The 20,801-nt window shown below is 65.0% G+C and carries 19 protein-coding genes; 10 read left to right on the forward strand and 9 right to left on the reverse strand.

The features are described from left to right. Nucleotides 1-193: 193 nt before the first annotated feature. The 6 genes from AWB70_RS00160 to AWB70_RS00185 all read left to right on the forward strand — a co-directional run bounded on the left by AWB70_RS00160 (nucleotide 194) and on the right by AWB70_RS00185 (nucleotide 4,949). Nucleotides 194-1,114, forward strand: a complete 921-nt coding sequence (locus tag AWB70_RS00160; RefSeq protein ID WP_075644198.1) for a branched-chain amino acid transaminase — start codon at nucleotides 194-196, stop codon at nucleotides 1,112-1,114. 66 nt (nucleotides 1,115-1,180) lie between these two features. Next, the gene (locus AWB70_RS00165) at nucleotides 1,181-1,378 is read left to right on the forward strand and encodes a zinc-finger domain-containing protein (RefSeq protein WP_008351333.1); all 198 of its coding nucleotides are present in this window, start codon (nucleotides 1,181-1,183) and stop codon (nucleotides 1,376-1,378) included. Between the two features lie 138 nt (nucleotides 1,379-1,516). Then, on the forward strand, nucleotides 1,517-2,590 hold the full coding sequence (gene waaF / locus AWB70_RS00170) for a lipopolysaccharide heptosyltransferase II (RefSeq protein WP_014190538.1): 1,074 nt from the start codon (nucleotides 1,517-1,519) through the stop codon (nucleotides 2,588-2,590). Nucleotides 2,591-2,799: 209 nt separating this feature from the next. Then, on the forward strand, nucleotides 2,800-3,246 hold the full coding sequence (locus AWB70_RS00175; protein WP_053567502.1) for a nuclear transport factor 2 family protein: 447 nt from the start codon (nucleotides 2,800-2,802) through the stop codon (nucleotides 3,244-3,246). Nucleotides 3,247-3,287: 41 nt separating this feature from the next. Further along, the gene (locus AWB70_RS00180) at nucleotides 3,288-4,361 is read left to right on the forward strand and encodes a YheT family hydrolase (RefSeq protein ID WP_053567501.1); all 1,074 of its coding nucleotides are present in this window, start codon (nucleotides 3,288-3,290) and stop codon (nucleotides 4,359-4,361) included. A 6-nt stretch (nucleotides 4,362-4,367) separates the two neighbouring features. Next, a complete protein-coding gene (locus tag AWB70_RS00185) occupies nucleotides 4,368-4,949 on the forward strand; it encodes a DUF2946 family protein (RefSeq protein WP_053567500.1) in 582 nt (193 codons plus the stop codon). On the opposite strand, the gene AWB70_RS00190 is transcribed toward AWB70_RS00185, so the two are convergent. Then, complete coding sequence (locus AWB70_RS00190) at nucleotides 4,946-6,940, reverse strand: M48 family metalloprotease (protein WP_053567499.1); 1,995 nt, start codon at nucleotides 6,938-6,940, stop codon at nucleotides 4,946-4,948. The two genes, AWB70_RS00185 and AWB70_RS00190, sit on opposite strands and share 4 nt — an antisense overlap. A gap of 176 nt (nucleotides 6,941-7,116) precedes the next feature. On the opposite strand from AWB70_RS00190, the gene moaC reads away from it, so the two are divergent. Further along, complete coding sequence (gene moaC / locus AWB70_RS00195) at nucleotides 7,117-7,614, forward strand: cyclic pyranopterin monophosphate synthase MoaC (protein WP_053567498.1); 498 nt, start codon at nucleotides 7,117-7,119, stop codon at nucleotides 7,612-7,614. A 10-nt stretch (nucleotides 7,615-7,624) separates the two neighbouring features. On the opposite strand, the gene AWB70_RS00200 is transcribed toward moaC, so the two are convergent. From AWB70_RS00200 to recA, 8 genes are all read right to left on the reverse strand, one after another. After that, the gene (locus AWB70_RS00200) at nucleotides 7,625-9,448 is read right to left on the reverse strand and encodes a PglL family O-oligosaccharyltransferase (protein WP_053567497.1); all 1,824 of its coding nucleotides are present in this window, start codon (nucleotides 9,446-9,448) and stop codon (nucleotides 7,625-7,627) included. Nucleotides 9,449-9,642: 194 nt separating this feature from the next. Beyond that, the gene (locus tag AWB70_RS00205; protein WP_075644197.1) at nucleotides 9,643-10,233 is read right to left on the reverse strand and encodes a pilin; all 591 of its coding nucleotides are present in this window, start codon (nucleotides 10,231-10,233) and stop codon (nucleotides 9,643-9,645) included. Between the two features lie 108 nt (nucleotides 10,234-10,341). Beyond that, on the reverse strand, nucleotides 10,342-11,052 hold the full coding sequence (locus tag AWB70_RS00210; RefSeq protein ID WP_053567496.1) for a TerC family protein: 711 nt from the start codon (nucleotides 11,050-11,052) through the stop codon (nucleotides 10,342-10,344). A 107-nt stretch (nucleotides 11,053-11,159) separates the two neighbouring features. After that, nucleotides 11,160-12,041 carry a succinate--CoA ligase subunit alpha gene (gene sucD / locus AWB70_RS00215; protein ID WP_053567495.1) on the reverse strand — a complete coding sequence of 294 codons (882 nt, stop codon included), beginning with the start codon at nucleotides 12,039-12,041 and terminating at the stop codon, nucleotides 11,160-11,162. A gap of 98 nt (nucleotides 12,042-12,139) precedes the next feature. After that, nucleotides 12,140-13,321: an ADP-forming succinate--CoA ligase subunit beta gene (gene sucC / locus AWB70_RS00220; RefSeq protein WP_309243196.1), complete on the reverse strand. Its 1,182-nt coding sequence runs from the start codon at nucleotides 13,319-13,321 to the stop codon at nucleotides 12,140-12,142. A gap of 108 nt (nucleotides 13,322-13,429) precedes the next feature. Then, the gene (locus AWB70_RS00225) at nucleotides 13,430-14,071 is read right to left on the reverse strand and encodes a DUF2889 domain-containing protein (RefSeq protein WP_053567494.1); all 642 of its coding nucleotides are present in this window, start codon (nucleotides 14,069-14,071) and stop codon (nucleotides 13,430-13,432) included. Nucleotides 14,072-14,197: 126 nt separating this feature from the next. Further along, nucleotides 14,198-15,193: a recombination regulator RecX gene (recX, locus tag AWB70_RS00230; RefSeq protein ID WP_053567493.1), complete on the reverse strand. Its 996-nt coding sequence runs from the start codon at nucleotides 15,191-15,193 to the stop codon at nucleotides 14,198-14,200. Between the two features lie 19 nt (nucleotides 15,194-15,212). Beyond that, the gene (gene recA, locus AWB70_RS00235) at nucleotides 15,213-16,283 is read right to left on the reverse strand and encodes a recombinase RecA (RefSeq protein ID WP_014190524.1); all 1,071 of its coding nucleotides are present in this window, start codon (nucleotides 16,281-16,283) and stop codon (nucleotides 15,213-15,215) included. Nucleotides 16,284-16,568: 285 nt separating this feature from the next. Here recA and AWB70_RS00240 point away from each other — a divergent pair, with 285 nt between their 5' ends. From AWB70_RS00240 to AWB70_RS00250, 3 genes are all read left to right on the forward strand, one after another. Then, on the forward strand, nucleotides 16,569-17,285 hold the full coding sequence (locus AWB70_RS00240) for a response regulator transcription factor (protein ID WP_053567611.1): 717 nt from the start codon (nucleotides 16,569-16,571) through the stop codon (nucleotides 17,283-17,285). A gap of 5 nt (nucleotides 17,286-17,290) precedes the next feature. After that, complete coding sequence (locus AWB70_RS00245; RefSeq protein WP_053567492.1) at nucleotides 17,291-18,862, forward strand: sensor histidine kinase; 1,572 nt, start codon at nucleotides 17,291-17,293, stop codon at nucleotides 18,860-18,862. A 232-nt stretch (nucleotides 18,863-19,094) separates the two neighbouring features. After that, complete coding sequence (locus tag AWB70_RS00250; protein ID WP_053567491.1) at nucleotides 19,095-20,753, forward strand: MFS transporter; 1,659 nt, start codon at nucleotides 19,095-19,097, stop codon at nucleotides 20,751-20,753. The last annotated feature ends 48 nt before the right edge of the window (nucleotides 20,754-20,801 follow it).

A 20,801-nucleotide genomic window follows, 5' to 3' on the forward strand; every position in this document is an offset into this window, starting at 1 on the left:
CGCTTCAAGATCGGTTTCGTCGCGAAAAGACGCTAAAATGACGGACTTTCACCGCCTTTGCGCCTTCGATGCGCGCGTTCCCCGGCAGCAAGTTCCGCGCGGAAGCACGCAAGACGCGGCGCACGAGCGTCGCCGCCCGACCCCGCGGGGCGGCCAGCCCGAAACACTTGAACGAGACAGCTAGGAGAACCGTATGTCAATGGCCGACCGCGACGGCAAGATCTGGATGGATGGCAAGCTGATCGACTGGCGTGACGCCAAGATCCACGTCCTGACGCACACGTTGCACTACGGCATGGGCGTATTCGAAGGCGTGCGCGCGTACAAGACCGCGCAGGGCACGGCGATCTTCCGCCTGAAAGAGCACACCAAGCGCCTGTTGAACTCGGCGAAGATCTTCCAGATGGACGTCCCGTTCGACGCCGCCACGCTCGAAGCCGCGCAACTGGAAGTCGTCAAGGCGAACGAACTCGAAAGCTGCTATATCCGCCCGATCATCTGGGTCGGCTCGGAAAAGCTCGGCGTCTCGGCCAAGGGCAACACGATCCACGTGGCCATCGCCGCGTGGCCGTGGGGCGCGTATCTCGGTGAAGACGGCCTCGCCAAGGGCATCCGCGTGAAGACGTCGTCGTTCACGCGCCATCACGTGAACGTGTCGATGGTGCGCGCGAAGGCGTCCGGCTGGTACGTGAACTCGATTCTCGCGAACCAGGAAGCCGTCGCCGACGGCTACGACGAAGCCCTTCTGCTGGATGTGGACGGCTACGTCTCCGAAGGCTCCGGCGAAAACTTCTTCCTCGTGAACAACGGCAAGATCTACACGCCGGATCTCGCCTCGTGCCTCGACGGCATCACGCGCGACACGGTCATCACGCTGGCGCGCGATTTCGGCATCCCGGTCATCGAAAAGCGCATTACCCGCGACGAGGTCTACACCTGCGACGAAGCGTTCTTCACCGGCACCGCCGCCGAAGTCACGCCGATCCGCGAACTCGACAACCGCACCATCGGCTCGGGCGCGCGCGGTCCGATCACGGAAAAGCTGCAAAGCGCGTTCTTCGACGTCGTCGGCGGCAAGAACGAGAAGTACGCGAGCTGGCTCGCGAAGGTTTAATCGATCGCATGCAACGCGGCGGGCCGCCGGCTCGCCGTCCGCTGGACATCAGGAAAAGAGAGTGCAATGAGCGACCTGAAGGAAATGCCGCTGGTGGAATTGTCGGCGAAGGACCTGCCCGCCTTCTGCCCGAACCCGAAGATGCAACGCTGGAGCACGCATCCGCGCGTGTTCATCGACGTGACGCACGGCGAAGCGCGCTGCCCGTATTGCGGCACGCGCTACAAGCTGAAAGACGGCGAAGTGCTCAAGGGCGGTCACTAAGACACGCCGCGCGCGAGCCGCGACCCGGCTTGGCGCCCGCTTTGCGCCGCGCCCCGCCGGCGCGGCTCACACCCACGACAACAGACGGCCCGCCCCAAGGCGGCGGGCCGCGTTCATTTTGAGATCGGATAACGAAAGATGCGCCGTGCGCTGGTTATAGCACCGAACTGGATCGGTGACGCATTGATGGCGCAGCCGCTCTTCACGCTCTTGCGCAAGCAGCATCCGCGCATCGCGATCGACGCCGTCGCGCCCACCTGGGTCGCGCCCGTGCTCGAACGCATGCCGGAAATCCGCGACGTGTACGCCACCGACCTCGCCCACGGCAAGCTGCAACTGCTGCGCCGCTGGCAGCTCGCGAGCGATTTGCGCGATGTCGGCTACGACGCCGCCTACGTGCTGCCCAACTCCGTGAAATCCGCGCTGATCCCGTGGATGGCGGGCATCAATCTGCGTATCGGCTACACGGGCGAGAGCCGCTACGGGCTCTTGAACGTGCGGCACGCGAATCCGCCGAAGACCGAACGTCCGCCGATGACCGCGCACTACGCCGCGCTCGCGTACACGCCGGGCGCGAAGCTGCCTTTCGTCGACCGCTTCGCGCAGCCGGAAGCCGCCGCGCAGCCCGAGGCCCAGACGCTCCCGGTGCCGCGCCTCGAATCCGATCCGAACGAAGCCGCGCGCGTGTCGGCGCGCTTCAATCTCGATACGCGCACGCCGCTCGTCGTGTTCTGCCCCGGCGCGGAGTACGGCCCGGCCAAGCGCTGGCCGCCGGAGCATTTCGCGTCGCTCGCGCAGTTCATCGCGCAGTCGTTTCCGTATGCGCGCATCATCGCGCTCGGCTCCAAGAAGGATGCGCCGATCGCGCAGGCCATCGCGGATCTCGCGCCGATGGTGCGCAATCTGTGCGGCCAGACCTCGCTCGGCGAGGCCTGCGCGCTGATTTCGCGGGCGAGCGCGGTCGTCACGAACGACTCGGGCCTCATGCACGTCGCGGCCGCGTCGCGCCGGCCGCTCGTCGCGGTCTACGGCTCGACCGATCCGCGCCACACGCCGCCCTTGTCCGATCTCGCAAAGGTACAATGGCTGCATCTTGAATGCAGTCCGTGCTTTGCCCGCGAGTGTCCGCTCGGCCATCTGAACTGCCTTCGCGAACTGTCGGCCGAACAGGTATTCGGCGATCTGCGCGGGATGCTGCTCGCGCATCGTTGATGTTGCGTGCGCGCGTCGAAAATGCGCGTGCGCAGCGTCGTTCGAGCGGGTTTTCGGGCGGTTTCCAGCCGTGTGTGCGGGTGCGGACACGCGAATGTCTCCGAACGGGGGCATGCTTTGACCAATGACCGATGCAGCACGCCGTTTCGTCATGCCGCCACGAGCGGCTTCGCGCGGCGTGCGCACCGAATGCCAGAGACCCACGAGCCATGCCACGTTTCGCCCGCCTCTTCGAAGCCGCCGCCGATACTCTCAACGCTTACTATCAGGCAGTCGCGGACAACAGCATCGACACGATGATGTCGTTGTGGATCGACGAGGAGTTCGCCACCTGCGTCTGCGCGGACGGCACGCATCTGCATGGGCTGGAAAGCATCCGCGCCGGTCTCGGCAAGCAATTCGAAACGCAGCCCGTGACCATCGAGCCGCTCGACATTCGCGTGTACGACAGTCTCGGCACGGTCGTGTATGCGATCGCGGAGGCGCATCAGCCGGCCCAGCCGGCGAGCGTGCCGCGCATGATCTACACGACCTACGTGATGGTTCACGAGCGCGGCGAGTGGCGCATCGCGCACATTCACGCGAGCGAGATGCCGCTAGAGACGGCGGGCCAGTTCGCCGCAAAAATGCGTCACGGTCAGGGACCGCTGCACTGAAGATTTGAAGCACTGAAGAAGACGTTTGTCGGGGAGGGGCCATGAAGCGCGATCCGTTGTTGAAACACGATTCGTCGTTCGTGGACAAGGCGCCTGCCGTGGCGCTGAGAGAAGCGGCGCGCGTGCTCGCGCTGCCGGGCACCGAGTGGCTCTACAGCGCGCCGCGCTGGCTGCCGACGAGCCACGCGCAGACCATCGTTCCCGCGCTTTTCGGGCGCAAACCCGCCGTGCGTTACCGGCGCGAGCGCTGGAATACGCCCGACGGCGATTTCATCGATCTCGACTTCCTCGCGCACGACCCCGCCGCCGAACCTGCCGCGAACGCCCCGCTCTTCGTGCTCTTTCACGGCCTCGAAGGCAATTCCGACTCGCACTACGCCCGCACGATGATGGCCGCCGCGAAAGCGCGCGGCTGGCACGGCGTCGTGCCGCACTTTCGCAGCTGCAGCGGGCCGCTCAATCTGCTGCCGCGCTTCTACCATCTCGCGGACAGCGCCGAAGCCGACTGGATCCTGCGGCGGCTCGCGGCGGCGCATCGCGGGCCGGTCGTCGCGGCGGGCGTCTCGCTCGGCGGCAACGTGCTCTTGCACTGGCTGTGCGAGCGCGGCAAGGATGCATCGATCATCAGCGCGGCCGCGGCCATCTCCGCGCCGCTCGACGTCCACGCGGGCGGCATGGCGATCTCGCAGGGCTTCGGCATGGTCTATACGCGCAGCTTCATGAAGTCGCTCAAGCGCAAGGCGCTCGCGAAGCTCGGCCAGTATCCCGGCCTCTACGACCGCAACGCGGTGCTGGCCGCGCGCACGCTGTACGAATTCGACAACGTCGTCACCGCGCCCTTGCACGGCTTTCGCGATACGAACCATTATTGGTCCACCGCGACGACGCGCGCGCATCTGAAGGACATCGAGGTGCCGGCGCTGCTTCTGAACGCGCGCAACGATCCGTTTTTGCCCGAGTTTGCGCTGCCGTCGATGGCGGAAGTCTCCGCGCGCGTGACGCTCGATCAGCCGAACCACGGCGGGCATGTCGGCTTCATGACGGGGCCGTTTCCGGGGCGGATCGACTGGCTGTCGCAGCGCGTGTTCGGTTATCTGGAGAACTTTGTTTCGTGAACCATCATGGATGACATCGTCAAGCAGGCGCTCGCCAAATGGCCCGACGTTCCGCATTGCACGGGCTGGCTGCTGCTCGACCGGCGCGGGCAGTGGCGCATGCGCGACGACGCCGCGCAAGCCGCGGGCGAACTCGGCACGCCGATCCGGCATGAAGCGCTGCTGGGTTTCATCAATCGCAACTATGAGTGCGATGAAACAGGCCAGTGGTTCTTTCAGAACGGGCCGCAGCGTGTGTATGTGGAACTCGTGTACACGCCGTCGATCGTGCGTCTGAATACCGCCGACGGCGCGTTGAATCTGACGGATCAGTCCGGCGCGCCGTTCGAAGCCGCGCACGCCTGGATCGACGACGAAGGCGGCATTCTCTTTTCCGACGACGCATCGCCCGCGCGCGTCGCCGCCCTGCACGATCACGATCTCGAACTGTTCGCGGATCACGCATCGCTCGACGATGCGGGCTCAGGCGGCGTTTTCCACTGGCGCGACGGCGTCGATCTGCCCGTGCAACCGATCGCCCGCGCCCGCGTGGCGGAGCGTTTTGGCTTCGTCGCGAGTCCCGCCGCGCGCGCGGCATCGAAAAGCTAGCCGTTTCTCTCTTGCTCGCGCTCTTCCTTGTAGCGCGTCTCGAAGTCGTGCAGACGCGCGGAAATCGCCGATAAATCGTAAAAGCTCGCGTTCTTCACGTCGCGCGCTTCCTTGAGCTGGCGGATCGCGGACGGCCACGCGCCGTCGAGCGCGAATTTCTCGGCCATCGCCTGATGCTGCTGCAAGGGATCGTTGAGTCCCTTGCTCGCCTGCGCGAGATAGAGCCACCAGTCGGGCCGCGCCGGTTCGGCGCGCGTTTCGTGACGCGCGAGCGCCTGCGCTTCGGCGAAGCGGCGCGCGGCAAGCAGCGCCTGCAAATGCACGTCGATGGCCGCGTGAGAATCGGGCCAGCGCTTCTGCGCGAGATCGGCAAGCCGGATCGCGTCGTCGCTGCGGCCGGCGCGGCGCGCGATGTCGGCCGCGAGCACGTCGAGACTCGGCGTGCTGCGCAGCGGCGCCGGCGCGGTGGCCGGTGTCGGCGATGGCGACGGTTTGCTCCGCGGCGCCGTCCCGCCTGACACGTAAACCGGCGGCAACGCGATATCGCTCGCGGCGCGCGGCGGTTTTGGTGTCGATGTGTTGCCGAGGTCGAGCGTCGCGCGCGCGTTATTGAGCGGCGTCGCGGTCATCGACGCATCCAGGCTGCGCGACGGCGGCGCGGGCAGTTTCGCGGTTTCGACCGGCTTCGGCGTGCGCGCGCGATCTTCCTGCTGAACCTGCGCCGATGCCGCCGCCGCGCTCGCCTCGTCGCTTTCGAACAGCCGCCGCGCTTTCGCGAGCGCATCGGTGGCGGCGTCGTAGTTGCCCATCAGCGATTGCGCGAGCGCAATGCCATACCAGTTCGACGCCGGATTGAGCGCCGTCTGATCCTCGATTTCCGTCTTGAGCCGGCTCGCGACGTCGCGATAATCGCTCGCGTAGCTCACCTGCAGCACGCGCGCGCGGGCGCGCACGAACGCGTATTCCGCCGACTGACGCGGCTGCCGGTACGGCACGCGGCGCGCGCGCCCTTCCATGTCCGCGATGCGCTCGGTCGTCAGCGGGTGCGTGCGCACGTAGGGCGGCACGCCGTTATCGCCCATCGTCGAGCGGTCGAGGCGTTCGAAAAACGTGGTCATCGCGTACGGATCGTAGCCGGCGGCCGTGAGCATCTGGAATCCGACGCGATCCGCTTCGTGTTCGGCCGCGCGCGAGAAGCGCAGTTGATTGTCGACGGCGAACGCCTGGCCGCCCATCGCGATGCCCATGCCGAGATCGCCGCTGTGCGCGAGCAGGCCGGCGAGCAGACCGGCGAGCATGCCGGCAAGCGCGGCATAGCTGCTCTTTTCCTGCGTGCCGAGCATTCGCGCGATATGGCGCTGGAGCACGTGCCCCATTTCGTGGCCGACGACCGACGCCAGTTCCGATTCGGTCTGCGTCGCCGCGATCAGCCCCGTATTCACGCCGATGAAGCCGCCCGGCATCGAGAACGCGTTGATCTGCGCATCGCGCACCGCGAAGAGGTCGAAATCGGGCTGATAGCCGCCGAGATACTGCGTGGCCGCCGCCGCGGACAGCCTGGACGAAATCGAGTCGAGATAATCCCGCAGCAGCCAGTCGTCGAGATAATCGGGATCGGCGCGCACTTCGCGCATCATCCGCTCGCCGAGTTTGCGCTCGGCCTGCGGCGTGAGCGAGCCGCCGGAGCCGTCCCCCAGATCGGGCAGTTGCACCGAGGCAAGCGGCGCGCGCAGGCCGGACATCGTGCCGGGGCGGTTCGCGAAGCGGCTTTCCGCGCCGCCGTAGACGCCGAATACGCCTTCCGCCACATTGCCGGGCACGTCGCTTTTCTCTTGCGATGCGCGCAGTTGCGATGCCGCGAGCGTGCCGCTTCCGCTCACGGCGTTCGCTCCCGCTGCCGGCGCGCCGGTCTGCGCCAGCACCGCGGGCGGCATGGCGAGGACGATGCACAGGAAGGAGGCGAGCGCGCGGCTCGGACGTGTCGGATGCATGGCGCGGAACGTTCGGGGCGCCGATGGTCGGCTCGACGATGAAAACGAGCTTATCGTATCAAGTGTTGCGCATGGGGCGTCTCATCCGCGGCGTGCGGCCTGCGCGACCGGGGCGTTCCGCGAAAAAACGCGCGAATTCACGCTGGTATGATAGGCGCCCATTCGAAGGAGATGCTATGTCGGGACTCACTCATTTCGATGCCGCCGGCGAGGCGCACATGGTCGATGTCGGCGCGAAAGGCGAAACGCGGCGCATTGCCGTGGCGCGCGGCTCGATCGCGATGCTCGAAGGCACGCTCGCGCTGATTCGCGAGGGCCGCGCCAAGAAGGGCGACGTGCTCGGCGTAGCCCGCATCGCCGCGATTCAGGGCGCGAAGCGCACCGCCGATCTGATTCCGCTGTGTCATCCGCTGGCGCTGACGCGCGTCGCGGTGGATTTCACGATCGATGAAACCCTGCCCGGCGTGCATTGCGAAGTGCGCGTGGAAACGGTCGGGCGCACGGGTGTCGAGATGGAAGCGCTGACCGCGGTGCAGGTCGGGCTGCTCACCATCTACGATATGTGCAAGGCGGTGGATCGGGGGATGGTCATCACCGATGTGAAGGTGATGGAGAAGCATGGGGGGAAGTCGGGGGATTGGGTGGCGGGACACCCCACGCCGCCCGCAGCCTGACCCGCTTTCCTCACTCGTCCTCATCCTCCGCCGCAGGCGTCTCCGTCTGCGCCGGCATGCCGTACAGCTTCAGCAGATCGGCCTTGAACGACTCCAGCGGCTTGCCCGCCTCATCCACCATCTGGTAGACGGCCGCAAGCTGCTTCGGCCAGTCATGCAGCTGCATCGCGAAGATCTTCAGGCGGGCCATCGTGTCGAGCGCCTCGGCCTTCTGACCGGCGAGCGCCTGAAGCACCGCGTAGCGCCGCAAAACGGTTTCGCCCGGCAACAGCGCGATCGCCTTGCGATGCGCCGCGAGCTTCTCTTCGACGTTCTGCGCATTGATCGGCAAGAGCGTCGCCGCGCCGTACTCGCCCCATGCCGTGAACAGAAACGACGGATCGTCGCGATACTGCTCCGCCGGCCGCGCGCCGTAGTACAGCACTTCCGCGCGGTTGTAATCGCGCATCGTCGGATAGAGGGCCGCGAGCCCGCCCAGCACTAGCACGACATACACGCCATACGACAGCGGCCGCGCGACGAGCCGCAACGGCCGCGTCTCCAGCAAACCGATGATGAACATCGCCGGCATCAGGAAGAACATGTACTGCTGCGGATACTCGACGAGCGCGTGCATCATCAACACGCCGAGGAGCGACAGCGCGAAAATGCGCGCCGGCGCCTGCGGTGCGCGCAGCACGCGAATCAGCCAGAACACGACGCCCGCGACCAGAATCGCGACGCCGAGCGCGCCCGTCTTCGCGAGCAGATCGATGAAGATGTCGTGCGCGTTGTTCGCAATCTCGACGCCGCCCAGATCGCGCACGAGATCGAACTGATAGCGCGGAAACTCGCCCCAGCCGACGCCCAGCAGCGGATGCGTCTTGAACATGGTCCAGCCGTACTTCCAGAGCGCGAGACGCGGCGCGATCTGGTTGGCGTCCTGCATGCGCTCCGCCGCCGACTGCGCGAGGCCGAATCCGTAGCGCACGTTCGCCCAGCGCACGGCGGCATTGACGGCGACGAACAGGATCGCGAGCACGATCGGGACGATCCACGCGCGCGTGTCGCGGCGGCCCGGCCCGTCGAAGCCTTCCGACGCGATCGGGCGGCCCAGGACGAACGCCATCCAGAATCCGGCGACGACGATCACCGCCGTTTGCAGCCACGGCCCGCGCGACACCGTGAGCGCGAGCCCGAGCGAATACACCGTGGACAGAATCAGCCACAGCACCACCGGCAGCCGCCGCGTCTGCACGAAGTACAACGCCGCCGCCAGCGCGAACGCAATGACGGTGGCGAGATGGTTCGCCTGCGCCATGTTGCCGAACGGACGCCTTTCGATCATCACGTTGTACGCGACCACGAACGGCGTGAACTTCACCTCGAGATGCAGCAACTGCACGATCTGACAGAAGACCGCGAACAGGCCGCCGACCATCAGCGCGGCGGCGGCGACACGCAGCGTCTTCTCCGCAAGGCCCGCGCGCACGAGCCCGAAGCCCGTATGCACCGCGACGAAGGACGCGAGCAGGAACGCGCCGCCGAGCCAGTTCATCGACGGCTGGGCGACCGGCAACAGCACCGTCTGCGCGACGAGCAGCAAGCCGAAGGCGAGCGGCATGAGCGCAACGACCGGCGAGGCGAACGGCACTTTCGGCTCGGATACGCGCACGAGCAGCGCGACCGTCGCGCCGAGCGCCAGATAGAGCGCCAGCGCGCTGTACTCGGCGTAGAAGGTCGGAATCGGATACGTGTGGTTGACGACCGCGTAAGGGAACGTCAGCGCAAGGCACAGAACGGCAAAACAGAGAAAGCGCGCGTATTGGGACGATTGGGACGATTGGGAAGGCATGAGGGACTGGGAACGTCGGCGACCGGCGCACTATACAAAACTTTGCCCCGGCTGTCCGGCGAACGGCCGGATTTGCTACGAAATTGCCGCCTTTCCCGCAAAAACGACGTGTGCGAGCGCGCGGCGGCGCCGTAATTCCTGCCGCCGCGCGTCACGCCTCACGCCTTCATGCGCGCTCCTCCGCTCCTCCACGCTCAGGCACGGCACTCCGGCGGCGCCAGATTGCCCGGCAAGGTCGGCGCCAGCGCCGGTAGCGGCCCCGCGCCCGGGGCAGGCAGCGACGATGCGGTCTTCGCGCCCGCGAAGCATTCCCATGTCACCGAACCCGCCTGCACCGTGCCGCGACTGAGCGCGATGCGCGCGGTCGGCGTATCGGCGTTGTCGGGCGTCGATGGCACGAGCACCAGCGTGTTCGACCCGGCCGGCGCGACGCGCGTCGTGTAGGCGATCGTGATTTGTCCCGTGTCGCTGTCCACATGAATGGATTCGACGTTGCGCGTGCCCGGCGGCGACGCATAGCCGCCCGCGAGATCCGCGCCGCTCGCCGTGTTTTCCGCCACCGCGAGGCGCGCCGACGCCGCGAGCGCCATGCCCTCGCCCACGCGGCTGCGCGCCAGATAATCCTGATACGCGGGTATCGCATACGCCGCGATCACGCCGACGATCGCCAGCACGATCATCAGTTCAATCAGGGTGAAGCCGCGCGAAAGCGCTGCCCGCGCACGTCCAAGCCATACTGCGCACCGCTGCCGCGGCACGCTCACATCACACACCATCGTCGTCATTGCTGCTCCCAGAAGATCGAAAAGCGTCCGCCGCGCAATGCGGACAGACGCTTCGATCGTATTGAGAGCGTGGGACGAGCGACAGTCGGCCGGACGGCCTAGGCGTATTTACCCAGTCGCGCGATTGCCGTCGGCGAGCGCGCGGCGTCTGAGCAACCAGCCCACCCCGACGACGAAGAGCGCCCCGGCCACGCGCGCCGCATATCCGACGATGTCGGTATTGAGCGCCGGCCAACGGTCGATGAACGGATCGTCGATGATCAGCCCGCCCGCGATCCACCCGAGTAAGGCGGCGCCGAGCAGCACGACGACAGGAAAGCGGTCGAGCAGCTTCAGCACCAGCGTGCTGCCCCACACGATCAGCGGAATGCTTACGATCAGACCGAAGATCACCAGCGCGAGCCGATGACGCGGGTCCGCCGCCTCGGCCGCGCCCGCGATCGCGATCACGTTGTCGAGGCTCATCACGGCATCGGCGATGACGATCGTCTTCACAGCCGCCCACAGCCGGTCGGACGCGTCGATGTGATGCTCGTCGTGATCCGGCTGCATCAGCTTCACGCCGATCCACAGCAGCAGCACGCCGCCGACGAACTTGAGGAACGGGACGTCGAGGAGCATGACCGCGAAGGCGATCAAGACCACGCGCAACAGGATCGCGCCGAGCGTGCCGAGGACGATGCCGCGCGTGCGCTGCCGATCGGGCAGATTGCGGCACGCGAGCGCGATCACGACGGCGTTGTCGCCGCCGAGCAGGATGTCGATCACGATGATCTGAACGACCGCGCCCCAATGAAGCGTCGAGAAGAATTCAAGCATGAGGCAAAAATAAAAAAGCGAGGAAGCAGCGCTCCCTCGCTTTTTGTCGGCTTATACGAAAGGAATCAGTAAGAGTACCAAAGCCTCGCGTATTTTGCCCGCTTCGATTAGAGAACCGACTTCAGGAGACGCGCCATTTCCGACGGATTCTTCGTGACCTTGATGCCGCACGCGTCCATGATTTCCAGCTTGGCGTCAGCCGTGTCAGCACCGCCCGAAATCAGCGCGCCGGCGTGGCCCATGCGCTTGCCCGGAGGCGCCGTCACGCCCGCGATGAAGCCGACGACCGGCTTCTTCATGTTGTCCTTGATCCAGTAAGCGGCGTTCGCTTCGTCCGGACCGCCGATCTCGCCGATCATGATGACGGCGTCCGTGTCCGGATCGTCGTTGAACATCTGCATCACGTCGATGTGCTTCAGACCGTTGATCGGATCGCCGCCGATACCGACCGCCGACGACTGGCCCAGACCCAGCGCCGTCAGTTGGCCGACCGCTTCATACGTCAGCGTGCCCGAACGCGACACGACGCCAATGCGGCCCTTCTTGTGGATGTGACCCGGCATGATGCCGATCTTCAGCTCGTCCGGCGTGATCGTGCCGGGGCAGTTCGGTCCGAGCAGCAGCGTCTTGCGATTTTCGCGGCGCATGCGGTCCTTGATTTCGAGCATGTCGCGAACCGGAATGCCTTCCGTGATGCAGATCGCGAGATCGAGATCGGCTTCGACGGCTTCCCAGATTGCGGCTGCGGCGCCCGCGGGCGGCACGTAGATGACCGAAACGGTCGCGCCGGTTTCGGCCTTCGCTTCCTTCACGGACGCGTAGATGGGAATGCCTTCGAAGTCTTCGCCGGCCTTCTTCGGGTTCACGCCCGCGACGTAGGCTTCACGGCCGTTCGCGTATTCGCGGCAGGCGCGCGTGTGGAACTGACCGGTTTTGCCGGTGATGCCCTGCGTGATGACCTTCGTGTCTTTGTTGATCAGAATCGACATGTAGTGACCTCTGTTCGTTTGGCGTCGCCAAAGCCTGGGCTTTGCGCCGCCATTCGTATCTGGTGGAACGCTCTCTTAGGCTCGTCAAGCGAACGCGCTTACTTGCCTTCGGCTGCCGCGACGACCTTCTGTGCGGCTTCTTCCATGCTGTCCGCCGAGATGATCGGCAGACCCGAGTCGGCCAGCATCTTCTTGCCGAGGTCCTCGTTCGTGCCCTTCATGCGCACGACGAGCGGCACCTTCAGGTCCACCGCCTTCGACGCAACGATCACGCCTTCCGCGATCACGTCGCAGCGCATGATGCCGCCGAAGATGTTCACCAGAATCGCCTTCAGGTTCGGATTCTTCAGCATCAGCTTGAAGGCTTCCGTGACCTTCTCGGTCGTCGCACCACCGCCGACGTCGAGGAAGTTGGCCGGTTCGCCGCCGAAGAGCTTGATGGTGTCCATCGTCGCCATCGCCAGACCCGCGCCGTTCACCAGACAGCCGATGTTGCCGTCGAGCGAGATGTACGCGAGGTCGAACTTCGACGCTTCGACTTCAGCCGGATCTTCTTCGTCCAGATCGCGGTACGCGACGATTTCCGGATGACGGAAGAGCGCGTTCGAATCGAAGTTGAACTTGGCGTCGAGCGCGATGACCTTGCCGTCGCCGGTCACGATCAGCGGGTTGATTTCCGCGAGCGATGCGTCGGTTTCGAAGAACGCCTTGTAGAGGCCCTGCAGGATCGCGCGCGCTTGCGGAATCGATGCGTCCGGAATGCCGATCTTGCGTGCGAGGTCGTCGGCGTCCTTGTCCTGCAGACCCGTCGACGGCTCGACGGCGAACTTGTGCAGCAGTTCCGGCGTCTTTTCCGCGACTTCTTCGATGTCCATGCCGCCTTCGCTCGACGCCATCACGACGATCTTCTGCGAAACGCGGTCGAGCACGAGGCCGACGTACAGTTCCTTCTTGATGTCAGCGCCTTCTTCGATCAGCAGGCGGTTCACCTTCTGGCCTTCCGGGCCGGTCTGGTGCGTGACGAGCTGCATGCCGAGGATCTGGTTCGCGTATTCGCGGACCTGCTCGATCGACTTCGCGACCTTCACGCCGCCGCCCTTGCCGCGGCCGCCCGCGTGGATCTGCGCCTTGACGACCCAGACCGGGCCGCCCAGCTCTTCCGCGGCCTTGACCGCATCATCCACCGAGAACACGGGTTTGCCGCGCGGGACCGCGACGCCGAATTTCCGCAGGATTTCCTTACCCTGGTACTCGTGAATCTTCATGCGTGATTCCTTCAGTCTGAGAGTTGGAGTGAACTTCTGTTTGCTTGAACCGCTGATTCTTCGATTCTTTTTTTTCGAATGCCGTGCGTACGCGCGAGCGCTGCTCACGCGCGATGAATCGGGCTATGTCTCCGGCCTGTCCTGCACCGCTGTCGGTGAGTCTGTCTTGTCCGCGGGCGCGTAATCGAACCAGCGCGGGTAATGCTCCTTGACCGCGGGGCCGTCGAAACGCAATGCGTAACACCGGCCGAGCTGAAACGGCGGCTCGTCCTGAGGCGCGGCCGCGCCGGGGCTCGTTTCGTCAGTTCGCTTGAAGGGATTGCCGTCCTCGATCTTCCAGACGTCGCCGGCGAATGCCTGGACGGCCGCGGTCGGGAGGACGCCGCACAACTCGGTGAGATGCGTGCAGCCGGCCGTGCCGCGCAATACCTTATTGGCTTCGCGGCGAAAACTCTGGAGCAGATTGAGGCCGATGAGCTGGCGATAGGCGGAATTGGACTCGGCGCACTGACCGCCATAGGGCGTCCAGTCGGACGACGCCTCGGCGTCGACGATGGTGAGCTTGCGGTCGATGGTGATGCGCAGCCAGAGTTCATGGATCGGCAGGCCGTTGGGCCGGACGCCCGCCGCGAGTCGAACGTCGCGCGGCTTCTCATCGGTTAGACAGGCTTCGATGTCCCAGAGGCCGTCTTCGCGCTCGAACGCTTCCAGCCGAATCGCGCGACGATGACGCAGCTGTCGGGAAGCGGGAGGGGAAAGAGGCATGCTGGGAGTGAGCCGGTACGGGGAAAACCGTGCAATTTTAGCATATTGGGTATTCCTGGCCGGGCATGCGCCTGACGAAAGGCACGTGCGTGCAGATCGGGCCGTGGCGAGCAACGGGCGCGGCGCTCAATCGTCGATGGGCTCGTCGGTCCAGTCTTCCTCGCCGCCCTTCAGAATTTTGCCGATCGTGCCGCCCGAGAAACCCCGCGCGGCCAGAAAGCGCGCCTGCTTGGCCCGTTCGGCGGGCGTTTCGGGCAATACGCCGTACTTCTTTTCCCAGACGGCCTGCGCGCGCGCGGTTTCGGACTGCGCGAGCTTGTCGGCGGTTTCGCTGATGAGCGTGTCGCCGACGGCATGGCGCTTCAGTTCGCTAATGATCCTGCTGCCGCCCATGCGCGAAGCCCGCCGATGCACGACGCTCTCGACGAAGCGTTCGTTCGACAGCCAGCCATCGCGCTCCAGGCTGTCGAGCAGGGTTTCGAGCAAGCCGGCTTCTTCGACGTACGGGCGCAGCTTCCTCGACAGTTCCGCGCGGCTGTATTCGCGCCGCGACAGGAACGCGAGCGCGCGCCCTTTGAGCGAGCGTTGCGGACGTCGGGGATTGTTGGCTTCGCTTGCCGAGGTTTTGCGCGTGCGCTGGCTGGAGCGGCTGTAGACCGTTTCCTCGCGTGCGGGTGCTGCCGGCGCGCATTGTTCGAAGGGCTCGAAGGGATCGGCTTCTTCGAATGGGTCCGTAAAAGGTGTGAAGTCCGCTTTGTCGATGTTGCTTGCGGACTCGGCGGGCGCACTGCTGATGCTTGGCGCCTTGGGTTGCGCGGTCGCCTGCTTGAGCAATGCGCGCGCTTGTTCGAGCCGCGCTGACCGGTCGTCTGCATTCGTCTGGGAGCCGGACGCGCCTCGCGCCCCGTCGACGGTCTCACCGAGAACCGCGCCAGAAACGCGACGCGCCGACGCGAATGGCTCCGCGTCGGCGCGTTCCTTGTCACTGCGCTTGAATCTGCCCTGCTTCGACGATGCGCCACGCCGCTCGCTGCTTCGTTCGTAGCGGTCGGCGGAGTCGGAGCCGTCGCCGGTTCCTTGATCCGCCGTATCAGCCTTCGATCCGGAGCGGCGCGTCTGCATCGTCCTTCAAGCTCGACGCTTACTCGCCGTCGGCCGCTTCAGCGCCCGCGACGACCGTCTCGCCCAATGCGGCCACACCCAGCGATTCGCGGATCTTGTTCTCGATCTCGCGCGCGATGTCCGGATTCTCGCGCAGGAATTCCCGCGCGTTGTCCTTGCCCTGACCGATGCGATCGCCGTTGTAGCTGTACCAGGCGCCCGCTTTGTCGACCAGCTTCGCCTGCACGCCGAGATCGATGATTTCGCCCTGACGCGAGATGCCTTCGCCATAAAGAATGTCGAAGATGGCTTCGCGGAACGGCGGCGACACCTTGTTCTTCACGACCTTCACGCGCGTCTCGTTGCCGATGACTTCGTCGTTCTTCTTGATCGAACCAATGCGGCGGATATCCAGACGCACCGACGAGTAGAACTTCAGCGCGTTACCGCCCGTGGTGGTTTCCGGGTTGCCGAACATCACGCCGATCTTCATGCGGATCTGGTTGATGAAGATGACGAGGCAGTTCGTGCGCTTGATGGAGCCGGTGAGCTTGCGCAGCGCCTGCGACATCAGACGCGCTTGCAGACCCGGCAGCGAGTCGCCCATTTCGCCTTCGATTTCCGCCTTCGGCACGAGCGCCGCGACCGAGTCGATGACGATCATGTCGATGGAGCCGGAGCGCACCAGCGCGTCCACGATTTCGAGCGCCTGCTCGCCCGTGTCCGGCTGCGAGATCAGCAGTTCCGGCACGTTCACGCCGAGCTTGCCCGCGTACTGCACGTCGAGCGCGTGTTCCGCGTCGATGAACGCCGCGGTGCCGCCGAGCTTCTGCATCTCCGCGACCACTTGCAGCGTGAGCGTGGTCTTGCCCGACGACTCGGGACCGTAGATTTCCACCACACGGCCGCGCGGCAAGCCGCCGACGCCGAGCGCGATGTCCAGGCCGAGCGAACCGGTGGACACCACTTGAATGTCTTCGACCGCCTCACCCGCGCCGAGCCGCATGATCGACCCTTTGCCGAATTGCTTTTCGATCTGCGAGAGCGCGGCGGCCAGGGCCTTGCTCTTGTCCGCAGTCATTCCAGCCGGGCCTTTCTTGCTTTCTTCCATGAATCGTCCTTTGCTATGATGAACGGCGTCTGAGGCAGTGTTCGCGGGCTTTTCGACTGCTCATTGAGCTTCTCGAAGCCGTCCTTTACACTCACGCAGACACTGTATAAAAAAACAGTAGTTTTTGCAAGCTCGCAACTGCGTGGTGCTGCTTTTTTTCCACGCTTGCGCGCGCCGCGCAAAAACCACTAAACACCTGGAGACCGCCGCACCGGGCGACGAACGGTGCCGGCAATGCCGATGCGCTTCATCGCGCACGAAAGGCGTACAAAGGCGCACACGACGATGCGAATCCTCATTGCCGAAGACGACAGCATACTCGCGGACGGTCTCGTCCGATCACTCCGCCAATCGGGATACGCCGTTGACCATGTCAAGCATGGCGTCGAGGCGGACACCGCGCTCTCCCTGCAGACCTTCGACCTGCTGATCCTCGATCTCGGCCTGCCGCTCATGCCCGGCCTCGAAGTCTTGCGACGCCTGCGCGCGCGCAATTCGCAGATGCCCGTCTTGATCCTCACCGCGGCCGACAGCGTCGACGAGCGCGTGAAAGGCCTCGATCTCGGCGCCGACGATTACATGGCCAAGCCCTTCGCGCTCAACGAGCTCGAAGCGCGCGTGCGGGCGCTGACGCGCCGCGGCGCGGGCGGCGGTCCGACCGTCGTCAAGCACGGCTCGCTCTCGTTCGATCAGGTCGGGCGTATCGCGACAATCGGAGATCAGGTCATCGACCTTTCCGCACGCGAGCTCGGCGTGCTCGAAGTGCTGCTGCAACGAACCGGCCGGCTCGTGTCGAAGGAACAGCTCGTCAATCATTTATGCGAATGGGGCGAGGAAGTCAGCAACAACGCGATCGAAGTCTATGTGCATCGGCTGAGGAAGAAGATCGAGCCGAGCGGCGCGAAGATCATCACGGTACGCGGCCTGGGTTATACGCTGGAGAAGGCTGTCGCGCCATCCAGCGGGGCGAGCGTCGAAACCGCCAGCCATCACTATAAGTAAGCCGCATGGCGTCGCACGCGTCCACGGAAGCTCATCGAAAAGAAGAAGCGAACGCCGATTCCGACGCCGAACGCGACGCCCGTTACGCCAATCCGTTCGCGCCGCCCGACGAGCTGGAGCCCGACAACGAAGCGCATCCGCGCTCGCTCTTCGGCGAGATTCTCGACTGGATGCTCGCGCCGCTTCTGCTGCTCTGGCCGATGAGCATCGCAGTGACGTATCTGGTCGCGAAGTCGATCGCGAACGGGCCGTTCGACCGCGCGCTCGAAGCCGATGCCTACGTGCTCGCGCGTCAGATCCAGCCGGTCAACGGCGTCGCCGAATTGCGGCTGCCCGACGCAACGCGCGATTTCCTGCGCGCCGATAACGTCGATCGCGTGTTCTTTCAGGTGCTCGGCACGCGCGGCGAACTCGTCGGCGGCGACCGCGACATGCCTTTGCCGCATGACGACGACCGTCCGCAGCCGGGCATCGTCGAATTTCGCGACGACGTTCTGCGCGGCAACGACATTCGCGTCGCTTACACGACCGTCGATCTGCCCGGACTCGTGCCCGGACGCGATCCCGACAATGCGCAGCCGGTGCTCGTGCAGGTCGCCGAGACGCTCGACAAGCGCAGCCAGCTCGCCAACGACATCATCAAGGGCGTGATCCTGCCGCAGTTCGTGATCCTGCCGCTCGCGATCATCCTCGTGTGGTTCGGGCTCTCGCGCGGGCTCGCGCCGCTGCACGCGCTGCAGTCGAATATCCGCGCGCGCCGCCCCGACGATCTCTCGCCGCTCGAAGCCGACCGCGCGCCGCCGGAGATCGCGCCGCTCGTCGCGTCGTTCAACGATCTGCTCACGCGCCTCGAACAGAACATGGAGTTTCAGAAACGCTTTATCGCCGATGCCGCGCATCAGATGAAAACGCCGCTCGCGGGCCTGCGCATGCAGGCGGAACTGGCGATGCGACAGGACGTGTCGGCGGAAGTGCAGCGCTCGCTCGAACAGATCGCGACGAGCTCCGAGCACGCCGCGCGCCTCGTCACGCAACTGCTCGCGCTCGCGCGGGCGGAGAATCGCGCGACGGGACAGATCTTCTCGCGCATCGAGCTGACGACGCTCGCGCGGCTCGCCGTGCGCGACTGGGTGCAGGCCGCGCTCGCGAAGCGCATGGACCTGGGCTATGAAGAACCGCCGTTTCCGGTCGACGTGGAAGGCAACGTCGTCATGCTGCGCGAGATGCTCTCGAACCTGATCGACAACGCGATCCGCTACACGCCAGCCGGCGGGCGCATCACCGTGCGCGTGCGGACCGACGAGAACGATCTCGATCTCGTGCATCTGGAAGTGGAAGACACCGGCCTCGGCATCCCGCCGGCGGAGCGCGCTCGCGTGGTCGAGCGTTTTTATCGCATTCTCGGTCGCGAGGGCGACGGCAGCGGTCTCGGCCTCGCAATCGTCAAGGAGATCGCGGCGATGCACGGCGGCGCGCTCGCGATCGAGGATCACGTGTATCAGGAGAACCCGCGCCTTGCCGGAACGCTCGTCCGCGTCAGCCTGCAGCGGGTTTTTCCTGCCCGGGACAAACCCTGAGCGCAGGCGCGGAGTGCGGCGAAGAACCACGCGCGAAGAACGAACTTAAACGAATTTAAACGATCGTTCGAATCAGCTTTGCGGCAATTTCGCGTAAGTTCGCGTTTTTCGCTGTGATCTCGCCGTCCGCGCGACGCGTCAGAACGCCGTAAGTTTTCGTTCCAATAATCCATGCACCGGAGCCGCGTTGCCGCGGACCGTCGTATTCGAATATCAAATCAGGAGACGATACATGGCTACGGTTGAGGGGCGCGTTTCGCACGCACCGATGACGTCGGAGGAGAAGAAAGTCATCTTCGCCTCGTCGCTCGGCACGGTGTTCGAGTGGTATGACTTCTATCTGGCGGGTTCGCTCGCCGTCTACATCAGCAAGACGTTCTTTTCAGGCGTCAACCCGACGGCCGGCTTCATCTTCACCCTGCTCGGCTTCGCGGCGGGCTTCGCGGTGCGGCCGTTCGGCGCGATCGTGTTCGGGCGGCTCGGCGACATGGTCGGGCGCAAGTACACGTTCCTCGTGACGATCGTGATCATGGGTCTGTCGACGTTTCTGATCGGCTTTTTGCCCGGTTACGCGACGATAGGCATCGCGGCGCCGATCATCTTCATCGCGATGCGTCTCTTGCAAGGCCTCGCGCTCGGCGGCGAGTACGGCGGCGCTGCGACCTACGTCGCGGAACACGCGCCTTCGAACAAGCGCGGCGCGTGGACGGCATGGATCCAGACGACGGCGACGCTCGGCCTCTTCATCTCGCTGATCGTGATTCTGGCGGTGCGCACGATCATGGGCGAAGAGCAGTTCAGCGCGTGGGGCTGGCGCATTCCGTTCCTCGTGTCGATCCTGCTGCTCGCGATTTCCGTGTGGATTCGCATGAAGCTGCACGAATCGCCGGTGTTCGAGCGCATCAAGGCCGAAGGCAAGACGTCGAAGGCGCCGCTCACGGAAGCGTTCGGCCAGTGGAAGAACCTGAAGATCGTGCTGCTCGCGCTCTTCGGTCTGACGGCGGGCCAGGCGGTCGTGTGGTACACGGGCCAGTTCTATTCGCTCTTCTTCCTTACGCAGACGCTCAAGGTCGACGGCACCAGCGCGAACATCATGGTCGCCGTGGCGCTTCTGATCGGCACGCCGTTTTTCGTGTTCTTCGGTTCGCTGTCGGACCGCATCGGGCGCAAGCCGATCATCATGGCGGGCTGCCTGATCGCCGCATTGAGCTTCTTCCCGCTCTTCAAGGCGCTCGCGCACTACACGAACCCGACGCTCGAAGCCGCGACGCAGAAATCGCCGATCGTCGTGATCGCCAATCCGGACGAGTGCTCGTTCCAGTTCAATCCGGTGGGCACGGCGAAGTTCACGAGCTCGTGCGATATCGCGAAGAGCGCGCTGTCGAAGGCCGGTTTGAACTACGAGAACGTGGCGGCCCCGGCGGGCACGCAGGCGCAGATCAAGGTCGGCGAAACGGTGGTGAACACCTATGACGGCAAGGCCGCCGATGCGAAGGCGCAAGGCGCGGCGTTCGACAAGACGCTCTCCGGCACGCTGAAGAGCGCGGGCTATCCGGCGAAGGCGGACCCGGCGCTCATCAACTGGCCGATGGCGATCGTGATCCTGACGATCCTCGTGATCTTCGTGACGATGGTGTACGGCCCGATCGCGGCGATGCTCGTCGAGATGTTCCCGGCGCGAATCCGCTATACGTCGATGTCGCTGCCGTATCACATCGGCAATGGCTGGTTCGGCGGCTTCCTGCCGGCCACGGCGTTCGCGATCGTCGCGGCGAAGGGCGATATCTACTCGGGCTTGTGGTATCCGATCGTGATCGCGCTCATTACGTTCGTGATCGGCATGCTGTTCGTGAAGGACACGCGCAAGTCGAATGTCTATCACGAGGATTGATCGGCGCGGGTTTGGCGAGCTTTTAACAAATCGCGTGGAAGGGGTTGA

The sequence above is a fragment of the Caballeronia cordobensis genome (assembly GCF_001544575.2).
GTDB lineage: Bacteria > Pseudomonadota > Gammaproteobacteria > Burkholderiales > Burkholderiaceae > Caballeronia > Caballeronia cordobensis.

What these genes read in the sequence shown, in the direction of transcription:
- AWB70_RS00160 (WP_075644198.1), top strand. Translation starts at nt 194, where the DNA reads ATGTCAATGGCCGACCGCGACGGCAAGATCTGGATGGATGGCAAGCTG.
- AWB70_RS00165 (WP_008351333.1), top strand. Translation starts at nt 1,181, where the DNA reads ATGAGCGACCTGAAGGAAATGCCGCTGGTGGAATTGTCGGCGAAGGAC.
- waaF (WP_014190538.1), top strand. Translation starts at nt 1,517, where the DNA reads ATGCGCCGTGCGCTGGTTATAGCACCGAACTGGATCGGTGACGCATTG.
- AWB70_RS00175 (WP_053567502.1), top strand. Translation starts at nt 2,800, where the DNA reads ATGCCACGTTTCGCCCGCCTCTTCGAAGCCGCCGCCGATACTCTCAAC.
- AWB70_RS00180 (WP_053567501.1), top strand. Translation starts at nt 3,288, where the DNA reads ATGAAGCGCGATCCGTTGTTGAAACACGATTCGTCGTTCGTGGACAAG.
- AWB70_RS00185 (WP_053567500.1), top strand. Translation starts at nt 4,368, where the DNA reads ATGGATGACATCGTCAAGCAGGCGCTCGCCAAATGGCCCGACGTTCCG.
- AWB70_RS00190 (WP_053567499.1), bottom strand. Translation starts at nt 6,940, where the DNA reads ATGCATCCGACACGTCCGAGCCGCGCGCTCGCCTCCTTCCTGTGCATC.
- moaC (WP_053567498.1), top strand. Translation starts at nt 7,117, where the DNA reads ATGTCGGGACTCACTCATTTCGATGCCGCCGGCGAGGCGCACATGGTC.
- AWB70_RS00200 (WP_053567497.1), bottom strand. Translation starts at nt 9,448, where the DNA reads ATGCCTTCCCAATCGTCCCAATCGTCCCAATACGCGCGCTTTCTCTGT.
- AWB70_RS00205 (WP_075644197.1), bottom strand. Translation starts at nt 10,233, where the DNA reads ATGACGACGATGGTGTGTGATGTGAGCGTGCCGCGGCAGCGGTGCGCA.
- AWB70_RS00210 (WP_053567496.1), bottom strand. Translation starts at nt 11,052, where the DNA reads ATGCTTGAATTCTTCTCGACGCTTCATTGGGGCGCGGTCGTTCAGATC.
- sucD (WP_053567495.1), bottom strand. Translation starts at nt 12,041, where the DNA reads ATGTCGATTCTGATCAACAAAGACACGAAGGTCATCACGCAGGGCATC.
- AWB70_RS00225 (WP_053567494.1), bottom strand. Translation starts at nt 14,071, where the DNA reads ATGCCTCTTTCCCCTCCCGCTTCCCGACAGCTGCGTCATCGTCGCGCG.
- recX (WP_053567493.1), bottom strand. Translation starts at nt 15,193, where the DNA reads ATGCAGACGCGCCGCTCCGGATCGAAGGCTGATACGGCGGATCAAGGA.
- recA (WP_014190524.1), bottom strand. Translation starts at nt 16,283, where the DNA reads ATGGAAGAAAGCAAGAAAGGCCCGGCTGGAATGACTGCGGACAAGAGC.
- AWB70_RS00240 (WP_053567611.1), top strand. Translation starts at nt 16,569, where the DNA reads ATGCGAATCCTCATTGCCGAAGACGACAGCATACTCGCGGACGGTCTC.
- AWB70_RS00245 (WP_053567492.1), top strand. Translation starts at nt 17,291, where the DNA reads ATGGCGTCGCACGCGTCCACGGAAGCTCATCGAAAAGAAGAAGCGAAC.
- AWB70_RS00250 (WP_053567491.1), top strand. Translation starts at nt 19,095, where the DNA reads ATGGCTACGGTTGAGGGGCGCGTTTCGCACGCACCGATGACGTCGGAG.